We start from the raw sequence: 17,274 nt of genomic DNA on the forward strand, positions 1-17,274 counted from the left end.
CCTGTGAGGGAGGCCGGGCCATTCGCCGTCCGGTGCCTCTTCCGGTCGCCGGGCGCGGGTCGTCCCGGGCCCGCCGCGCCGTTCCCCGTGCCCGTTCAGGTCGGCTACACCACCTGGTGCAGCCAGCGCACCGGGGCGCCCTCGCCCGCGTACCTGAACGGCTCCAGTTCGTCGTCCCACGGCTTGCCCAGCAGCTTGGACAACTCGGCTTCCAGGTCGGTCTCGCCGCGCCGGCTGCGGAGCAGGGCCGCGCGCAGCCGGTCCTCGGGGATGAGGATGTCGCCGTGGATGCCGGTGACGGCGTGGAAGATGCCCAGGTCGGGGGTGCAGCTGTAGCGCTCGCCCTCGGCGGTGGGACAGGGCTCCGCGGTGACCTCGAAGCGCAGCAGGTGCCAGCCGCGCAGGGCGGAGGCGAGCTTGGAGGCCGTACCGACCTCGCCCTGCCAGGAGAACTCCGAGCGCCAGGTGCCCGGGGCCGCGGGCTGTCGGATCCAGTCCAGGCTGACGCGCGTGCCGAGCACCCCGGCGACGGCCCACTCAACGTGCGGGCACAGCGCGCGCGGCGCGGAGTGCACGTACAGAACTCCACGTGTCGTCACCGGAACCTCCGGGCAGAGCGGGACATCTTGCGGACTGGCTGGGCGGCAGTGGCACGACGGCCGCGTTGATGGCGAGGCTACCCTGCGGCGGCGCAAGGAGGGTGACGTACCGTCGGTCCTGGTGCCAGGAAACCCCTGCCATTCACCCATGGGGACGCTTGTACGGGTGTGAGCCGTTCCATCGAGCCGGGGCGGGAACTCCCGCGCGTTGTTATGGGAGGGAGCAGTGCACCGTCGAACGAGGGGATCACCAGGGATGCGGAAGCGAAGGCACGGTGCACGAGCCGCCCTTGCCATGGTGGTGACGGCCATCCTGGCGACGGCGGGCTGTGACGCCTTCGGCGGGGGCGGCGGCACGGACTCCGGCGCGGGCGCGTCGCGGTCGGCGGCCAGGCCCGCGCCGGTGTGGAACCGCAGCCCGGACTCGGTCGCCGCGGTGGGCGACTCCATCACCCGCGGGTTCGACGCGTGCTCGGTGCTCTCCGACTGTCCCGAGGTGTCGTGGGCGACGGGCAGTGACGCCAAGGTGGACAGCCTGGCGGTGCGGCTGCTCGGGGTGACGGGGGCGGCGGAGCACAGCTGGAACTTCGCGGTGACCGGCGCCCGGGTGGCCGACCTGCCGGAGCAGATGGCGCAGGCGGCCGCCCGAAGCCCCGAGCTGGTCACGGTGATGGTCGGTGCCAACGACGCCTGCCGCTCGTCGGCGCGGGCGATGACCTCGGTGGCCGGCTTCCGCGCGGACTTCGAGGAGGCGATGAGCACCCTGCGCTCGGCGCTGCCGAAGACGCAGGTGTACGTGTCGAGCGTGCCGAACCTGAAGCGGCTGTGGTCCGAGGGCCGGGAGAATCCGCTGGGCAAGCAGGTGTGGAAGCTGGGGATCTGCCCGTCGATGCTGCGCGACGCGGACGACCTCACCAGCGCGGCCGCCGTGCGCCGGGACAAGGTGCAGAAGCGGGTGGAGGCCTACAACACGGTGCTGAAGGACGTGTGCGCCAAGGACCGCCGCTGCCGCTTCGACGGCAACGCCGTCTACGACTACCGCTTCGACACGGAACAGCTCAGCCACTGGGACTGGTTCCACCCGAGCCGCAACGGCCAGGCGAGACTCGCCGAGATCGCCTACCGCACGGTCACCGCGGAGCGGCCGTGACCGCCGGATCGTGAACCACCGCGGAGCGGCCGTGAGCGCCGGATCGTGAGCCACCGCGGAGCCGCCGTGAGCGCCAGCATGCGGGCCACCGTAGAGCGGCCGTGACCGCCGGTCCGTGAGCCACCGCAGAGCCACCGTGGAGCGGCCGTGACCCGCCGGTCCGTGAGGCCCTGCGCGCGCGGCTAGCCGGTCTCGCCGCGCATCCGCTTGGCCGCCTTGCCCAGCAGGGCCATCGCGCCGCCGCAGATCAGCAGCGTGCTGCCGCCCGCCACGATCGGGGGCAGTGTGCCGCCCTTGATGCCCTCGCCGGTCACGGTCGTGGCCAGCACGAAGATGATCGAGTACAGGCTCCGGCCGACCTTCGCGCCGGCCGGGATCACCTGGAGCAGCTGCGGGATCGTGGTCGCGGCGGCCAGGGCCATGCCGAACGGCAGGGACGCGGCGAGCACCAGCGCCCCGAAGCCGAAGGAGTTGCCGTACGCGCCCCAGCCGGCGCCCTTGTGGAGCAGATAGCCGGTCGCGGCGAGGGACAGCAGGACGAGCAGGCCGTTGAGGTAGGCGGCCTGTGTCGCGGCCTTGCGGGCGCCGGGCAGATGTGCGGCCGGGGAGCGCCAGGCGTCCGGGGTGATCAGCCGCAGCTGCCGTTTGAGGGCCTGCATCCGCAGCAGCGAGAGGACGCCGAAGGCGAGCAGGGCCAGTCCGGCGACCGCGCCGGCGAAGCCGACGGGGCTGTGGGTGAGGCCGTAGTGGACGCCGCCGAAGGTGAGCGGGATGCCGAGCACGAGGCCGTACGCCATGGGCTTGGCCTTCTGCTGGATCTTCAGTGCCAGGTCGCGCTGGTCGGGGGTGAGGCTGGGGTCCAGCCGCATCCGGCCCTCGCCGAGGTGCCGGCCGGCCGGCGGCGGCTGGTTCGCGGCCGGCTGCTGGTGGGGGTTGTACGGGTGGGGCGGGTACGGCTGCTGGGCCTGGTGGGGCGGGTACGGCTGCTGGGCCTGGGCTTGCTGCGGCGGGTACGGCTGCTGGGGCTGCTGGGGCGCGTACGGCTGCTGGTACTGGGGCTGCTGGTACTGGGGCTGCTGATAGTGCGGCTGCTGCCCGTACGCTCCCGGCTGTCCGGCCTGTTGTCCGTACGCTCCCGGCTGCTGCCCGTACGCTCCCGGCTGTCCCGCCTGTTGTCCGTACGGTCCCGGCTGCTGTGGTTGCTGCCCTGGATGCATCGTGTCTCTTCCCCGTGCCCGTTTTCCGCGGTGTGCGCGGCCCGGGAGTCTGCCACACCCGTCCGGACGTCATGAGCCCCGGTCCAGGGGTCAGGTCCCGGACCGGGGCTGTTCGAGGGGGACTTGTCCCGGATCAGACGTTAATCGGCGCCGTCAGCCTGTGGTCGGCGATCGAGCGGCTCGCGGTGATCTCGTACGAACCCTTCACAAACGCCCATGACTTCGCCGTCTCGTCCCAGACCTCGAAGGTGCGCCGGGGCAGTTCGACGCTCACCTCGACGCTCTCGCCGGGCCCGGCCTCCGCGCCGGCGAACGCGGCCAGCCAGCGGGCCGGGCGTTCGGCGGCGGGCTCGGCCGGGGCGACATAGATCTGGACGACCTCGCGGCCGGCCCGGTCGCCGGTGTTGCGGAGGCGGATGCGCGCGGTGGTGCCGTCCAGCTCCAGGGACTCGTAGGCCCAGTCGGTGTAGCCGAGGCCGTGCCCGAAGGGGTACGACGGGGTGCGCCCGGCCCGCTCCCAGGCGCGGTAGCCGATGAAGACGCCCTCGGTGTAGGGCAGTTCTCCCCGGGCGGGGGCGACCTCGCGGACCGGGGCGTCGCCGAGGGAGCCCCAGGTGGTGGGGAGCCGGCCGCCGGGCTCGTGGGCGCCGGTCAGTACGTCGGCGAGGGCGGCTCCGCCCTCCTGTCCGGGGAACCAGCCGAGCAGGACGGCGGCGACCTCGTCCCGCCAGGGCAGTTCGACCGGGGAGCCGGAGTTGACGACCACGATGGTGTTCGGGTTGGCGGCGGCGACGGCGCGGACCAGGTCGTCCTGACGGCCGGGGAGGCGGAGGTCGGCGCGGTCGAAGCCCTCGGACTCGACGCGGTCGGTGGTGGCGACCATGACGACGGCCGTGTCGGCGGCGCGGGCGGCCTCGACGGCCTCGGCGATCAGCTCGTCGGCGTCGCGCTGGGGGGCGGAGTGGGCGAGGGCGAAGGTGATGACCTTCATGGGGATGTTCTCGGGGAACTGGACGACGTGGGTGAGGCGGACGTCGACCGGTTCGCCCGCGGTGAGTTCGGCCCGGGCGCGGGGGGCGGGGGCGGCGAAGAGGGTCTCGAAGGGGTCCTCGCTCTCGGGGCGCTGGACGTCGTCGTAGTACGTCGTCCCGTCGACGGTGAGTGTGAAGGCGCCCATGCCCTTGATGCCGAAGACGTGCGGGCCGGACTCGCGCGGGGTGAAGGTGCCGGTCAGTTCGACGGTGTGCAGCCGGTCGTGGGTGACGCCGTCGGGGAGGTCGGAGCCCATCCACTGGATCTGGCCGCCCGGTGCGGAGCGGGTGCCGATGACGGTGCCGTCGGCGGCCCGGCACACGGCGCGCAGGGTGAAGCCCTGGTCGGCGAGGGCCAGTTCGGTGGTCGGGTCGGCGCCGACCGCGTAGCTGAGGGTGCCGTCGGGGAGGGCGGCGGTGAGGCCGTCCAGCGGCGAGACGATCCGGGCCGGGAAGACGGTGGCGGAGCCGCCGCCGAGCACGCGGGCGTCACGGGCGGCGGCGCCGATCAGGGCCACCGTGCCCGGCTTCAGCGGGAGTGCGCCGCGTTCGTTGCGGACGAGGACGAAGGAGCGGCGGGCGATCTCGCGGGCCAGGGCCTCGCCGTCGAGGGGCGCGGGCGGCTCGGTGACGACGGGTTCGGCGCCGTCCAGGATGCCGACGCGGGCCGCCAGGCGCAGCACCCGGCGTACGGCGGCGTCGACGGTGGCCTCGGCCACCTCGCCGTCGCGGACCGCCCGGGCGAGGGCCTCGCCGTAGACGGTCTGCGGGCCGGGCATGGCGACGTCGAGGCCGCCTTCGATGGCGCCGACGGTGTCCCGGGCGGCCATCCAGTCGGAGACGTTGAAGCCGTCGAAGCCCCACTCGCCCCGCAGGACCTCGTTGACCAGGTGGTGGTGCTCGGTCATCGTCGTGCCGTTGACCTTGTTGTAGGCGGTCATGATGCCCCAGGGGCGGGCGTTCTCGACGATCGCCTCGAAGGGGGCCAGGTACAGCTCGCGCAGGGCCCGTTCGGGGACCAGGTTGTTCACGGTGAAGCGGTCGGTCTCGGCGTCGTTGGCGACGAAGTGCTTGACGGTGGTGCCGACTCCGCCGGACTGGACGCCGGTCACATAGCCGGTGCCGATGGCGCCGGTGAGGTACGGGTCCTCGCTGTAGCACTCGAAGTGGCGGCCGCCGAGCGGTGAGCGGTGCAGGTTGACGGTGGGCGCGAGCAGGACGTGGACACCCTTGCGGCGGGCCTCCTGGGCGAGCAGCCGGCCGGCCCGGCGGGCGAGCGCGGGGTCCCAGGTGGCGGCGAGCGCGGTCGGCGAGGGCAGGGCGACGGAGGGGTCGTCCGCGGTCCAGCGCACGCCCCGCACGCCGATCGGGCCGTCGGACATGACCAGGGACCCCAGGCCGATCTCCGGCAGGGCGGGCAGGGTCCACATGTCCTGCCCGGCCAGCAGCCGTGCCTTGGCGTCGAGATCGAGCCGCCCGAGGGCCGCCGCCACGACCGCCTCGCGGGCCTCGTCTGTGCGCGCCTTGTCTGTCTCCGCCACGGCGGTGCCTCCTCGCTGAAGTCCCTTGGATCCCTCTCATCCTGCATCCGCTCCCTGTAGAGCGGTAGGTGTTGTTATTCTGCCGTTATATTTTGGCCGGCGATGCCGTACGGTGACGTCATGAACGCGAGGGTGAGGAGCGAGGAGCGGCGCGCGGAGATCGTCGGGGCGGCCCTGGAGGTGATCGCGGCGCGCGGCTACCGGGGGGCGAGCCTGGCCGCCGTGGCCGAACGGGTCGGGCTTACCCAGCAGGGGCTGCTGCACTACTTCCCGACGAAGGACGCCCTGCTGGTGGCGGTGCTCCAGGAGCGGGACCGGTGGGACGCGGTGCCGGACACCCGGTGGCGGGTCGATCTGCTGGCCTCGCTGGTCGAGTACAACGCGATGCGCCCCGCCATCGTCCAGACCTTCTCGGCACTGCTCGGCGAGAGCGTGACGGAAGGGCACCCGGCCCGCGCCTACTTCACCGAGCGCTACGCCCAGGTCCGCGAGACCATGACGGACGCGCTGCGCGCCGAGTACGGCGACCTGCTGCCCAACGGGCTCACCCCCGAGCGCACCGCCCCGCTCCTGACCGCGGTGATGGACGGCCTGCAGTACCAGTGGCTGCTGGACCCGGAGTCGGTCGACATGCCGGGCGCGTTCCGCGACTTCCTGCGACTGCTGGGCGAGCCGGTGGGCTGAGGGCCACCGGCCCCGGACCCGGCCCCGGCCCTGGTCCCGGGTGCAGGCGTGGTCCCGGGCGTGGGCGTGGGTGGCAGTGTCACCTGCCGGCCGGCACCGCCGCCACGATCTCGATCTCCACCTTCGCCTCGGGTCTGAAGAGGCGCGGCACCTCGAAGGTCATGCTCGTCGGCGGGGTCCCGGTGAGGAACTGGCGCCGTACGGCACCGTACTGGTCGAGTTCGCTGATGTCGGTGAGGCAGGTGCGGATGTTGATGACGTCCGCGAGGGTCGCGCCGTGTGCCCGGAGCAGCGCGTCGATCGCCTCGAAGACACCCCTGGTCTGCTCGGCGAGGGTGGCGCCCTCGGCGATCTGCCCGGAGAGGTACAACAGGGCGCTGCCGTCGGCGTGTTCGACCCGGGCGACCTGGGAGTAGTAGGGACTGAGCGGCTGGGGCGCCGAGGCGGGGCTGCCTATCGTGATCTGCATGCCGTCGACGCTAGGCGGAGCCTCTCCATGCGACAAGCGATTGTCTAGCATGGCTGCCATGCGCATCCCGCATCAGCAGCGAACCCGCGCCGTCCCCGACCTGTCCACCGTCTGGCTGCGCGCCTTCCTGGAGGTGGCCCGCACCGGCTCGTTCACGACGGCCGCGCGGGCACTGGGCTGGACCCAGTCGGCGGTGTCCCGGCAGGTGGCCTCGCTGGAGTCGGTGCTCGACGGCGGGCCGCTGTTCGACCGGCTGCCGCGCGGGGTGCGGCTGACGGAGGCGGGCCGGGCGCTGGTGCCGTACGCGGAGGCGGTCACCGAGTCACTGCACGGCGCCGTCCGCGACCTTGCGGCGCTGCGGGAAGCGGCGGGCGGGCGGCTGCGGTTCGGGGCGTTCGCCACGGCGGACGCGGCCCTCGTCCCGCACGCTCTGGCCGCCTTCCGGACCCGGCACCCCGCCGTCCGGGTCGAGCGCGAGGAGGGGCTCACGCCCGGCCTGCTGGACCGGCTGGCCGCCGGGCAGCTGGACCTCGCCGTGGTCTCCACGACGGGCCGCGGCCCGCTGGACGCCTACGACCTGCACCATCTGCTGGACGAGCCCCTCTACGTCGCCGTCCCCGCCGCCCATCCGCTGGCCGGCGCGCACGGCGTGCGGCTCGCCCGGTTCGCCGACGCCGACTGGATCTCCGGCAGCGCGCGGCCCGAGGGCACCCTGCTGGACGCGGCCTCGCGGGAGGGGTTCCGGCCGCGCGTGGCCCATGTGGTCGCCGAATGGACCGCCAAGCAGGGCTATGTGGCCGCGGGCCTCGGCGTGACCCTGGTGCCGGGGCTGGCCGCCGGGTCGGTGCGCCCGGACGTCGTGCTGCTCCCGGTGCGCGACGAGCAGGCTCCGGCGCGGGCGGTGTACGCGGCGACCGTGCGGGGGCGGACGCCGTCGCCGGCGGTGCGGGCGTTCCTCGCGGTGCTGCGCGAGGAGGCGGCACGGCTTGTTCGCACCATGGCGTAGACCACCGCGCCCACGCGATACTTCCGCCGTCCCCCGCACCACGCACCCCACAGCGACGGAAGGACCCGAACTCCCTTGACCTCCCTGCGCATACGGGCCGCCGTGCTCGGCACGGCCCTGCTGGCCGGCCTGTCGGCACCCGCGACGGCGGCCACCGCCGTCCCGGCGGCCCTCTCCCCCACCGCCGAGGAACAGCGGCTCGACCGGGCCGTTCCGCAGGAGATCCTCGCGCGCTCCGGATTCGCCGACGTGGCCCCGGAGTTCACCCGCGAGCTGGCGGGCGCCCGCTCCTACGCGCAGGCCCGCCGCATCGTCGTGCACGAAGGCTCGGCGCTGTGGCGGCGGGCCGTGGACCGGGCGCAGGGACGGGGGCCCGCCGGCGGCGACCTCAGCCGGGACGACGACCGGCCGCTGTACTGGGCGCGGCTCGGGATGACCCGGGAAGTACGCACCTGGGAGCCGGGGTTCGCGCTCACCGGCACCCGGCGTTCGGCCCTGCTGGACGATCTGGAACGCAGCTCGCGCGGCGGGACCGACCTCCGCTACCCCCGGCAGCCGCACCTCAGGCGCATCCTGCTCACCGGATTCGACCCGTTCACCCTGGACCGGGACATCCGCATCTCCAACCCGTCCGGGGCGAGCGCGCTCGCGCTCGACGGCACGGTCGTCGAGACGGCCGAGGGTCCCGCCCGCGTCGAGACGGCCGTGTTCCCCGTGCGCTGGCAGGACTTCGCGGACGGCACCGTCGAACGGACACTGCGGCCGTACCTGCCCCGGGTCGATCTGTTCACCACGGTGAGCCAGGGCCGGATCGGGCGCTTCGACGTCGAGCGCACCAACGGGGCCTGGCGGGGCGGCTTCCCCGACAACGACGACGTCTCCCGCACCGGGACCGTGCCCGTCACGGATCCGGCCACACAGCCCCAGTGGACGGCGACGACCCTGCCGTACGCCGCGATCACGGCCGCGCACACGGGCCGGTTCCCCGTGTACGACCACACGGAGGTGACCGAGATCCCGGCGGGAGGCACCGACCCGGTCGTACGGCCCGACGGCCCGACCCCCGGTTCCACGGCCCGGGCCGGGGGCGGCGGCGACTACCTCTCCAACGAGATCGCCTACCGCGCGACCCTGCTGCGGGACCGGCTCGGCCTGCACGACACCCTGCCGGGCGGCCATGTGCACACACCCGTCCTGCAGTTCGCGGCGGACAACACCGATCCGGCGACGGGGACGGTGACCGACCCCGAGTTCGTGCGCAACCGGCTCGACATCATCGGCCAGCTGCGGGCGATCGTGACGGTGGCGGCCGGGGCCGCGTTCAGGAAGTGACCCGCACCGCGTCCCCGGACACCGCGTCCCCGGACTCCGCGTCCCCGGACTCCGCGTCCCCGGACTCCTCCTGCGTCGCGTTCTCCTCGCCCAGCAGGTCACGGGCGAGGAGGGTGGCGCCCGCGACCGCGCCCGGCATCAGGAACACCGCGACGAAGGGGACCAGGAAGGCCAGCCCGAGGGGGGTGCCGAAGCCCCAGACCAGGCTTTTGCGGGAGCGGAGCAGGGCCAGGCGGACACGGAGTTCGACACCGCGGCGCTGCAGGGCCACGGCGGTCAGTTCCTCGGTGAGGAAGAACCCGGTGACGAAGAAGCCGATCACCGGGACGGCCGTCTGGCCGACGAAGGGCAGCAGGCCGAGGGCGAAGAGCAGCACGCCCCACAGACAGGCCCGGACGAGGATGCGCAGGCTGTCGCGGGCGGAGATCCACAGCTCGCGCCAGAGCGGCAGGCCGGACTGCGGCGCCGTGCCGTCGGGCGAGACGTCGGCGTCGACCTTCTCCGACAGGTTCTCGTAGAAGGGCTGGCCGACCAGCAGGGTCACGGCCGTGAAGGTGAGCACGGCCAGGAGCAGGCCGAGGGCGAAGAGGACGGCGGTGAGCAAGCCGCGGAACAGGCCCCGCCAGGGACTCGCCCAGTGGTCCGCGAACGGGGTCGCCCAGGAGACGGCGTCCTCGCCCCACACCGCGAGCGCGACCAGCGCCGCCGTGTACAGGACCAGCGTGATCAGCCCGGGCAGCAGGCCGAAGCCGTACCGACGGCCGTGCCGGCCCACCCACCGCTGGCCCTTCAGGAGATATCCGAAGCCCGCCCCGAGATCGCGCATGGCGAAGACCTTACTGCGAGCCGCAGGTGCCTCAGGCGTCGAGCATCCGCCGCAGCAGGTCCCGGAGGGAGCCGCGCTCCTCTTCGGAGAGGCCGGCCAGCGGTTCGCGGGCGAAGCGCAGGCCCTCGCGCAGATCGCGGGCGACCCTGAGGCCCTCGTCGGTGGCGACGGCCAGCTTCACCCGGCGGTCGGCGGGGTCGGGGCGGCGCTCGACCAGGTCACGGACCTCCAGCCGGTCCACGATCCCGGTCACGTTCGACGGCTCGCACTTCAGCTTCTGCGCCAGTTTGCGCATCGGCAGCGGCTCCAGCGACAGCAGGCTGAGCAGGCGCGCCTGCGGGCCGGTCAGCGCGTGCCGGCCCGCCGCGAGCTCGTAGTCCGCGTAGAAGCGGGCCACGACATCACCGATCAGCTCGACGACCTCCATGGTCAGGGCGTCGGGACGGCGGGTCTTCTCTGGAGTGGACATGCTCTCCAGAATACCGCGTTACTTGACATCCTGAAATATTCAGGAGCATGGTTGTTTCAGGTACTGAAGTAAATCTGGAAAGGCACCGTCATGATCAACCGCGAATGGCACCTGCTCAGCCGCCCGGTCGGCTGGCCCGAGCCCGGCGACTTCGGCCTCGTCGAGGCGCCCGTCCCGGCCATCGGCGAGGGTCAGGTGCTGGTACGGAACAAGTACCTCTCCGTGGACCCGTACATGCGCGGCCGAATGAGTGCCGCGAAGTCGTACGCCGCCCCGTACGAGCTGGGCAAGGTCATGCAGGGCGGAGCGGTCGGCGAGGTCGTCGAGTCCAACGCCGAGGGCATCGCGGTCGGCGACCACGTGCTGCACTTCTTCGGCTGGCGCGAGTACGCGGCCCTGGACGCGCAGCACGCCGTCAAGGTCGACCCCGCGGCCGCGCCGCTGTCGACGTACCTCGGCGTGCTCGGCATGACCGGCCTGACCGCCTACGCGGGGCTGCTGCGCACCGCCTCCTTCAAGGAGGGCGACGTGGTGTTCGTCTCCGGCGCCGCGGGTGCCGTGGGCAGCCAGGTCGGACAGATCGCCAAGCTCAAGGGCGCCTCCCGGGTCATCGGCTCGGCCGGGTCCGACGAGAAGGTCAAGCTCCTGGTGGAGGAGTACGGCTTCGACGCCGCGTTCAACTACAAGAACGGGCCGGTGGGCGAGCAGCTGCGCGAGGCCGCCCCCGACGGCATCGACGTGTACTTCGACAACGTGGGCGGCGACCACCTGGAGGCGGCCGTGGGCTCGCTCAACCAGGGCGGCCGGATCGCGATCTGCGGCATGATCTCGGTCTACAACAACACCGAGCCCGCCCCCGGCCCGAGGAACCTCGCCCGGCTGATCCAGACCCGCGGCCGCATGGAGGGCTTCCTGGTCGGCGACCACTACGACCTGCAGCCTCAGTTCGTCCAGGAGGTCGGCCCCTGGGTCGCCTCGGGCGCGCTGAAGTACCGCGAGACGGTCGTCGAGGGCGTGGAGAACACCCTGGAGGCGTTCCTCGGGGTCCTGCGCGGCGACAACACCGGGAAGATGATCGTCAAGCTCTGACCGGTCCAGGACTTCTGCCGGCTTTCCGGCATGCGGTAACTTCTTTCCGAAATCTGCCGTCGATCGTGGGCGCGAGTCGCGGCGGACCGAGGAGGAAGACACCGGCATGGCCATCCAGCAATCCGACGTCCTGTACACCGCCGTCGCCACCGCGGAGAACGGCCGCGACGGACGCGTCGCCACCGACGACGGCAAGCTCGACGTCGTCGTGAACCCGCCCAAGGAAATGGGCGGCAGCGGCGCCGGCACCAACCCCGAGCAGCTGTTCGCCGCCGGGTACAGCGCCTGCTTCCAGGGCGCGCTGGGCGTCGTCGCCCGCCAGGAGGGCGTCGACGTCTCCGGCTCGACCGTCACCGCGAAGGTCGGGATCGGAAAGAACGACGACGGCTTCGGGATCATCGTGGAGATCTCCGCGAACATCCCGGCCGTCGGCGAGGCCGCCGCGCGGGAGCTGATAGAGAAGGCGCACCAGGTGTGCCCCTACTCGAAGGCGACCCGGGGCAACATCACCGTGACGCTGGCCTGAGCACCGTCGTTGCGTACAACGGCAGCCGCATCCTTGGACGTGGGGTGCGGCTGCTTTTGCGTCGGTCGCCCCGGCGAGGTGCGGTCCGGTCCCGAGGGCGGGCCGTCGGGGGGCGCTCGCGCAGCCCCCTGCGCGCCTAGGGCGTTGCCAGCGCCGCCCTGTGCACCGCTTGCACCAGTCTGTCGTTCTCCTCGGCCGCGCCCCCCGGGAACGCGAACCTGCGCCGGGTGTAGCCGTAGGCCAGGCCGCTGCGCGGGTCGGCGAAGGCCTGGGAGCCGCCCGCACCGCTGTGGCCGATCGCACCCGCGCCGAGGAAGGGGTGCCGCACGTCGGCCGTGGCCTGGAAGCCGAGCCCGAACGATCTGTGGTCGCGGGCCACGAGGTCGTACCCGACGGAATGCGGCTGGCCGAACTCGGCGACCGTGTCCCCCTTCAGCAGCGGTGCCTTGCCGCGTACCTCGCTGATCGCCGCCGCGTACATCGCGGCCAGCCCGCGCGCCGAGGCGACGCCGCCCACCGAGGCGGGACCCTTGGCGCGGACCGCGCGGTCGTTCGGCAGCGACTCCAGCGCGGTCGGCTCGGCCGCGTGCCGGTTGAAGGCGATGGACGCGAGCGTGTGCGGTCCGGACGGCTGCGCGGCCAGCAGCTCGGCCTGCTCGGCCGTCGGCAGCATCGGCTGGGTACTGCGGAAGCGCGGCTCCCCGGAGAGCGGCAGACCGAGGAAGAAGTCCAGGCCGTACGGGGCACGGACCCGCTCCTCGTACAGCTCCTGGAGCGTGCGGCCCGTCGCCCGCCGGACGATCTCGCCGGTCAGCGCTCCGATCACCAGGGCGTGGTAGCCGAAGGCGGTCCCGGGGCGCCAGAACGGCCGCTGGTCGGCGAGGCGTTCGGCCATCGCCCGGTCGTCGGCCAGCTCCGCCGGGCCGAAGCCGGCGTCGGTGCCGATCAGCCCCGCACGGTGCGCGAGCAGGTCGCGCAGGGTCAGCGCACCCTTGCCCTCGGCACCGAACTCCGGCCAGTAGTAGGTGACTTTACGGTCCAGCTCCAGCGTGCCGTCCTGCACCAGCAGGGCCACCACGAGGTGGGCGGCGCCCTTGGTGGACGAGAACACGCCGTACAGCGAGTCCCCGTCGACGCCCTCGCCCGCCCACAGGTCGACGACCTTCCGGCCGTGGACGTAGGCACACACCTGTCCCTCGTAGTCGTGCCGTTCCTCCGCGACGAAGGCGGCGAACTCCTCGCGCACCGTTTCGAAGCCCTCGCCGACCGTGCCGTGGACGGTGATCCCCTGCGTCATCCGCTCTCCTCAACCGAGCCGCTGCCCGCTGCTCCCTCTGTGCACAACGCCCCTTCCGCCGCCGGGCGTTCCCGAGATCGGTACGGCGAGGTGTGCCTGTTCGACTCAACCGCCCCACCGGCGGGTCGGTGTCACCGATACCCCGAATGGCGGGGTGCACGGGGTGGTACGGGGGCACGCGGGGGGCGGAGGCGCGCACGACCGGCTCGGGCGGGCCGGTCAGCCCGCCCGGAACGCTTCACGGCGACCCGGCTGCGCCCTTACGTGCACCACCACAGGAACCGGTTGCACGTCTTCGTCGGCGACGGCTGCGGAGTCGGGTCCGAGGTCGTCGGGTCCGAGGTCGGAGTGGACGTCGGCCCGGACGTCGTCGGCGCGGTGGGGGCCGAGGCGCCCGAACCCGAGCCCGGTCCCGAGCCCGTCGTGGCGGACTGCTCGGCGTTGCCGGTGTCCTTGGCGGACGGGGAAGCGGAGACCTTGTCCTTCGGGGACTCGGAGGCGGAGGCGGAGGCCGACGCGTCCGGGGAGGCGGAGGCGCCCGGGCCGTCCGTGCCGCCCGAGGTGGCGTCCAGGGGGGCGGCCGTACGGTCAGGGGAGGCGGACGAGGTGCCGCCGTCCACCGAGGCGTCCCCGGTCGCCGCCGGCTTGTTGCCGGAGAAGGGGGCGTCCATGCCGAGTTCGGCGAGGCTGAGACCGCCGGCCGCCAGGACGAAGCCGGCGGTGATCAGCACGGTGCGGCGCCGGCGGCGGCGGTGCGCGGCCGCCTTGCGGTCACGGCGGCTGGCGTCGGGGGCGACGGGGCCGTCGACGTCCTCCTCCGGGCCGGGGGCACCGCCGCGGCCCCGCGACTGGCGCCGGGCGGCCCGGCCGCCGGGCTCGTCCGTGCCGGGCTCGTGACCGTGCCGGTCGGCGGCACCGTCCGCGTCCGCGTGGTCGTCGTGGTCCGCGTGGTCGGCGTCGTCCGCGTAGCCATCGTGGTCCGCGTAGCCGTCACGGTCGGCGTATCCGGCGTGGTCGGCGTAGTCGTCACGGTCGGCGTAACCGTCACGGTCGGCGTAGCCGTCGTGGTCCGGGTGGGGGTCGTAGCCCGCGAACCCGTCGGTCGGCTGCGGGGCGTAGTAGGCGGTTCCGCCGGACAGGCCCGTGTGGCCGGCGTACGGGTCGCCGGACGGGCCGGTGGCGGCCTGTTGTCCGTACGGAGCCGCCACCGTGCCCGCATATCCGTGTGCGACGGGCGCGTCCGCGTGCGCGGCGACGGACCGCGCCGGCGCGCCGCACCCCGGGCAGGCCAGGGCGCCGTTGAGGTGCCGTTGGCACGGGTGGCAGAAGTCCATGACGCCGGAAGACTAGATTCCCCGTCGGTCACGTTCCTAGGCGCCCTTGTGAAGGTTTCGTGCGGGACCGAAAACGTTGTCGAAAGCCTTGTCGAAACCGTTACCCGTTCGCCCCATTGACACCCCTGCCGCACCATCCTTACTGTCACGCCAACATTTCGAACGTGTGACGAAATCTCGAACAGCTGAGGGGCAACTGCTGTGCGCATCACCGGAATCAGCACACACGTGGTCGGGACTCCGTGGCGCAACCTGACCTACGTCCAGGTGCACACCGACGAGGGCATCACGGGAGTCGGCGAGACCCGGATGCTGGGTCGCACCGACGCGCTGATCGGCTATCTGCGGGAGGCCGAGGCCCATCACATCCTGGGATCCGACCCGTTCGCCGTGGAGGACCTCGTACGCCGTATGAAGTACGGCGACTACGGCCGGGCCGGCGAGATCGTCATGTCCGGCATCGCCGTCGTCGAGATGGCGTGCTGGGACATCAAGGGCAAGGCCCTGGGCGTTCCCGTCTGGCAGTTGCTGGGCGGCAGGGTGACGGACAGGGTCAAGGCGTACGCCAACGGGTGGTACACGACCGAGCGAACGCCCGAGGCCTACCACAAGGCCGCCCAGGGGGTGGTCGAGCGCGGCTACCGCGCCCTGAAGATCGACCCCTTCGGCACCGGACGCCTGGAGCTGGACCACGACGAGACCCTGTACGCCGTCTCCCTCATCGAGGCGGTGCGCGACGCCATCGGACCCGACACCGAGCTGATGCTGGAGATGCACGGCCGCTTCTCCCCCGCCACCGCCGTCCGGCTGGCCGGGGAGATGGCCCCCTTCAAGCCGGCCTGGCTGGAGGAGCCGGTGCCGCCGGAGAACCTGAAGGCGCTGGAGAAGGTCGCCGCCAAGGTGGACATCCCGGTCGCCACCGGCGAGCGGATCCACGACCGCATCGAGTTCCGCGAGCTGCTGGAGAGCCAGGCCGCCGACATCCTCCAACCCGACGTGGGCCACCTGGGCGGCATCTGGGAGACCCGGAAGCTCGCCGCCACCGCCGAGACCCACTACCTGCTGGTCGCCCCGCACAACGTGGGCGGGTCCGTGCTCACCGCCGCCTCCCTCCAGATCGGCTTCAGCACGCCGAACTTCAAGATCCTCGAACACTTCAACGACTTCGCGGACGCGGAGATCAAGAAGGTGGTCAGGGGTGCCCCCGAGGTCGTCGACGGGTACTTCCACCTCTCCGACGCGCCCGGCCTCGGCGTCGAGCTGGACACCGACGCGGCCGCCGAGTTCCCGCAGCAGAAGGCCCGGTTCGACCTGTGGGCCGACGGCTGGGAGCAGCGCAGGCCGAGGGGCGCGAAGTGAGTTCCCAGGTTCTGGTCGAGGCGCCGGGCGTGCACCGGATCGAGGAGCACACGCCCCGGGATCCCGGTCCCGGCGAGGCGCTGGTGGACGTGCACGCGGTGGGTATCTGCGGCAGCGACCGCGAGGTGTACGGGGGCAACCGCCCCGAGGGGTACGTCCGCTACCCGCTCACACCCGGCCACGAGTGGTCGGGGACGGTGCGCACGGTGGGCCCGGGCGTGCCCGCGGGCCTCGTCGGACGCAAGGTGGTCGGCGAGGGCTTCCGCAACTGCCAGGTGTGCGACCGCTGCCACGCGGGCGAGACCACACTGTGCAGCGCGGGGTACGAGGAGACCGGATTCACCCGGCCGGGCGCCATGGCCGCCACCCTCACGCTGCCCGCCCGGCTGCTGCATCCGCTGCCGGACGACGCCGATCTCACCGCCGCCGCCCTGCTGGAGCCGGCCGCCTGCGTCGCGGCCGCCGCGCTGAAGGCGGGCGCGCGGCCGGGCGAGCGGGTCGCGGTGGTCGGAACGGGCACCCTCGGCATGTTCGCCGTGCAGTTCCTGAAGGCGAACTCGCCGGCGGAGCTGCTGGTGGTGGGCACCAGCGGCGAGCGGGAGGCGCTCTCCCGGCGGTTCGGGGCCACCGGTTTCCGGCTCAGGGACCGGGAACTGCCCGACGGCTTCGACGTGGTGATCGAGACCGCCGGCTCCGCGTCCGCCGCGCGCACCGCCGCCGCCCTGCTCAGGCGCGGCGGACGGCTGGTCCTGACCGGTATCCCCGCGCCGGGCGCGGACGGGCTCGACCCGACGGACCTGGTCGTACGACAGCTGGAGGTGCACACGGTCTTCGGGGCGCCGCCGGGCGCCTGGGCGCACACCGTGCGGGTGTTCGCCGCGGGACTGCTGGACCCGCTGCCGCTGGTCACGCACGAGCTGCCGCTGACCGAGTTCCCGCGCGCCATCGAGCTGGTGGGGGCCGGCGATCCGAAGGTGGGCAAGGTGCTGCTCCGTCCCCAGCCGTACGCCGGCCGGGGCGTGACCTGACGGCGCCCCGGCCGGCGTACCACCGAGGCACCTTCCGTGCCCGGCGCCGGACCTCTCGCACACCGCGACGCCAGGCCCCTTCCGTACGTGCAGCCGAGCCCCTTCCGCACGCGGAGCCGAGCCCCTTCTGTACCCGCAGCCAAGCCCCTTCCGTCCCAGCAGCCAAGCCCCTTCCGCCCCCGCAGCCAAACCTCTTCCGTCCCCGGCGCCAGGCCGCGCCCGTCCCCGTAGCCAAGCCCCTTCCGTCCCCGGAGCCAGGCCCTTCCCGTACTCAGGGACTCGAACCTTGTCCGAAATACCGAACACGAAGGACAGCT

At 72.9% G+C, this 17,274-nt stretch carries 16 protein-coding genes; 8 read left to right on the forward strand and 8 right to left on the reverse strand.

The window, feature by feature from the left end:
- Positions 1-104: 104 nt before the first annotated feature.
- A complete protein-coding gene (locus ACZ7P3_RS07705) occupies positions 105-599 on the reverse strand; it encodes a DUF3145 domain-containing protein (RefSeq protein WP_359062974.1) in 495 nt (164 codons plus the stop codon).
- Positions 600-855: 256 nt separating this feature from the next.
- Between ACZ7P3_RS07705 and ACZ7P3_RS07710 the strand changes: the two genes are divergently transcribed.
- Positions 856-1,749 (forward strand): SGNH/GDSL hydrolase family protein, encoded by an 894-nt coding sequence (locus ACZ7P3_RS07710; protein ID WP_472079692.1) that lies wholly within the window; start codon positions 856-858, stop codon positions 1,747-1,749.
- Positions 1,750-1,931: 182 nt separating this feature from the next.
- Here ACZ7P3_RS07710 and ACZ7P3_RS07715 read toward each other — a convergent pair whose 3' ends face one another.
- Together ACZ7P3_RS07715 and ACZ7P3_RS07720 are read right to left on the reverse strand one after the other, a co-directional pair.
- Positions 1,932-2,966, reverse strand: coding sequence for a hypothetical protein (locus tag ACZ7P3_RS07715; RefSeq protein ID WP_472079694.1), 1,035 nt, complete (start codon positions 2,964-2,966; stop codon positions 1,932-1,934).
- A gap of 133 nt (positions 2,967-3,099) precedes the next feature.
- Positions 3,100-5,538, reverse strand: a complete 2,439-nt coding sequence (locus ACZ7P3_RS07720; RefSeq protein WP_472079696.1) for a beta-glucosidase H — start codon at positions 5,536-5,538, stop codon at positions 3,100-3,102.
- Positions 5,539-5,640: 102 nt separating this feature from the next.
- Between ACZ7P3_RS07720 and ACZ7P3_RS07725 the strand changes: the two genes are divergently transcribed.
- Positions 5,641-6,222 carry a TetR/AcrR family transcriptional regulator gene (locus tag ACZ7P3_RS07725; protein WP_472079698.1) on the forward strand — a complete coding sequence of 194 codons (582 nt, stop codon included), beginning with the start codon at positions 5,641-5,643 and terminating at the stop codon, positions 6,220-6,222.
- Positions 6,223-6,301: 79 nt separating this feature from the next.
- Here the strand turns inward: ACZ7P3_RS07725 and ACZ7P3_RS07730 are convergent, their stop codons facing one another.
- Positions 6,302-6,691: a RidA family protein gene (locus ACZ7P3_RS07730; RefSeq protein ID WP_472079700.1), complete on the reverse strand. Its 390-nt coding sequence runs from the start codon at positions 6,689-6,691 to the stop codon at positions 6,302-6,304.
- Positions 6,692-6,740: 49 nt separating this feature from the next.
- Here ACZ7P3_RS07730 and ACZ7P3_RS07735 point away from each other — a divergent pair, with 49 nt between their 5' ends.
- Together ACZ7P3_RS07735 and ACZ7P3_RS07740 are read left to right on the forward strand one after the other, a co-directional pair.
- On the forward strand, positions 6,741-7,697 hold the full coding sequence (locus ACZ7P3_RS07735; protein WP_472079702.1) for a LysR family transcriptional regulator: 957 nt from the start codon (positions 6,741-6,743) through the stop codon (positions 7,695-7,697).
- Between the two features lie 75 nt (positions 7,698-7,772).
- Positions 7,773-9,029 carry a pyroglutamyl-peptidase I gene (locus tag ACZ7P3_RS07740; RefSeq protein WP_472079704.1) on the forward strand — a complete coding sequence of 419 codons (1,257 nt, stop codon included), beginning with the start codon at positions 7,773-7,775 and terminating at the stop codon, positions 9,027-9,029.
- On the opposite strand, the gene ACZ7P3_RS07745 is transcribed toward ACZ7P3_RS07740, so the two are convergent.
- Positions 9,019-9,855, reverse strand: coding sequence for an EI24 domain-containing protein (locus ACZ7P3_RS07745; protein WP_472079706.1), 837 nt, complete (start codon positions 9,853-9,855; stop codon positions 9,019-9,021). The genes ACZ7P3_RS07740 and ACZ7P3_RS07745 overlap by 11 nt on opposite strands.
- 31 nt (positions 9,856-9,886) lie before the next feature.
- The gene (locus ACZ7P3_RS07750) at positions 9,887-10,324 is read right to left on the reverse strand and encodes a MarR family winged helix-turn-helix transcriptional regulator (RefSeq protein WP_472079708.1); all 438 of its coding nucleotides are present in this window, start codon (positions 10,322-10,324) and stop codon (positions 9,887-9,889) included.
- Positions 10,325-10,414: 90 nt separating this feature from the next.
- On the opposite strand from ACZ7P3_RS07750, the gene ACZ7P3_RS07755 reads away from it, so the two are divergent.
- Both ACZ7P3_RS07755 and ACZ7P3_RS07760 read left to right on the forward strand, forming a co-directional pair.
- The gene (locus tag ACZ7P3_RS07755; protein ID WP_472079710.1) at positions 10,415-11,413 is read left to right on the forward strand and encodes an NADP-dependent oxidoreductase; all 999 of its coding nucleotides are present in this window, start codon (positions 10,415-10,417) and stop codon (positions 11,411-11,413) included.
- Positions 11,414-11,519: 106 nt separating this feature from the next.
- Positions 11,520-11,939, forward strand: coding sequence for an organic hydroperoxide resistance protein (locus ACZ7P3_RS07760; protein ID WP_472079711.1), 420 nt, complete (start codon positions 11,520-11,522; stop codon positions 11,937-11,939).
- 136 nt (positions 11,940-12,075) lie between these two features.
- Here the strand turns inward: ACZ7P3_RS07760 and ACZ7P3_RS07765 are convergent, their stop codons facing one another.
- Both ACZ7P3_RS07765 and ACZ7P3_RS07770 read right to left on the reverse strand, forming a co-directional pair.
- Positions 12,076-13,236 carry a serine hydrolase domain-containing protein gene (locus ACZ7P3_RS07765; protein WP_472079712.1) on the reverse strand — a complete coding sequence of 387 codons (1,161 nt, stop codon included), beginning with the start codon at positions 13,234-13,236 and terminating at the stop codon, positions 12,076-12,078.
- Positions 13,237-13,496: 260 nt separating this feature from the next.
- Positions 13,497-14,570 carry an SCO2400 family protein gene (locus ACZ7P3_RS07770; RefSeq protein ID WP_472079713.1) on the reverse strand — a complete coding sequence of 358 codons (1,074 nt, stop codon included), beginning with the start codon at positions 14,568-14,570 and terminating at the stop codon, positions 13,497-13,499.
- 201 nt (positions 14,571-14,771) lie between these two features.
- Between ACZ7P3_RS07770 and ACZ7P3_RS07775 the strand changes: the two genes are divergently transcribed.
- Both ACZ7P3_RS07775 and ACZ7P3_RS07780 read left to right on the forward strand, forming a co-directional pair.
- On the forward strand, positions 14,772-15,929 hold the full coding sequence (locus tag ACZ7P3_RS07775; RefSeq protein ID WP_472079715.1) for a mandelate racemase/muconate lactonizing enzyme family protein: 1,158 nt from the start codon (positions 14,772-14,774) through the stop codon (positions 15,927-15,929).
- The gene (locus ACZ7P3_RS07780) at positions 15,926-16,957 is read left to right on the forward strand and encodes a zinc-dependent alcohol dehydrogenase (RefSeq protein ID WP_472079716.1); all 1,032 of its coding nucleotides are present in this window, start codon (positions 15,926-15,928) and stop codon (positions 16,955-16,957) included. Before ACZ7P3_RS07775 ends, ACZ7P3_RS07780 begins: the two co-directional genes overlap by 4 nt.
- Positions 16,958-17,274 lie beyond the last annotated feature (317 nt).

The organism is Streptomyces sp. NPDC107581 (genome assembly GCF_055657175.1).

Bases quoted from the DNA above. Each gene is read 5' to 3' on its own strand.
- ACZ7P3_RS07770 (WP_472079713.1), bottom strand. From the start codon at position 14,570: ATGGACTTCTGCCACCCGTGCCAACGGCACCTCAACGGCGCCCTGGCC.
- ACZ7P3_RS07715 (WP_472079694.1), bottom strand. From the start codon at position 2,966: ATGCATCCAGGGCAGCAACCACAGCAGCCGGGACCGTACGGACAACAG.
- ACZ7P3_RS07765 (WP_472079712.1), bottom strand. From the start codon at position 13,236: ATGACGCAGGGGATCACCGTCCACGGCACGGTCGGCGAGGGCTTCGAA.
- ACZ7P3_RS07710 (WP_472079692.1), top strand. From the start codon at position 856: ATGCGGAAGCGAAGGCACGGTGCACGAGCCGCCCTTGCCATGGTGGTG.
- ACZ7P3_RS07735 (WP_472079702.1), top strand. From the start codon at position 6,741: ATGGCTGCCATGCGCATCCCGCATCAGCAGCGAACCCGCGCCGTCCCC.
- ACZ7P3_RS07725 (WP_472079698.1), top strand. From the start codon at position 5,641: ATGCCGTACGGTGACGTCATGAACGCGAGGGTGAGGAGCGAGGAGCGG.
- ACZ7P3_RS07745 (WP_472079706.1), bottom strand. From the start codon at position 9,855: ATGCGCGATCTCGGGGCGGGCTTCGGATATCTCCTGAAGGGCCAGCGG.
- ACZ7P3_RS07730 (WP_472079700.1), bottom strand. From the start codon at position 6,691: ATGCAGATCACGATAGGCAGCCCCGCCTCGGCGCCCCAGCCGCTCAGT.
- ACZ7P3_RS07750 (WP_472079708.1), bottom strand. From the start codon at position 10,324: ATGTCCACTCCAGAGAAGACCCGCCGTCCCGACGCCCTGACCATGGAG.
- ACZ7P3_RS07755 (WP_472079710.1), top strand. From the start codon at position 10,415: ATGATCAACCGCGAATGGCACCTGCTCAGCCGCCCGGTCGGCTGGCCC.
- ACZ7P3_RS07760 (WP_472079711.1), top strand. From the start codon at position 11,520: ATGGCCATCCAGCAATCCGACGTCCTGTACACCGCCGTCGCCACCGCG.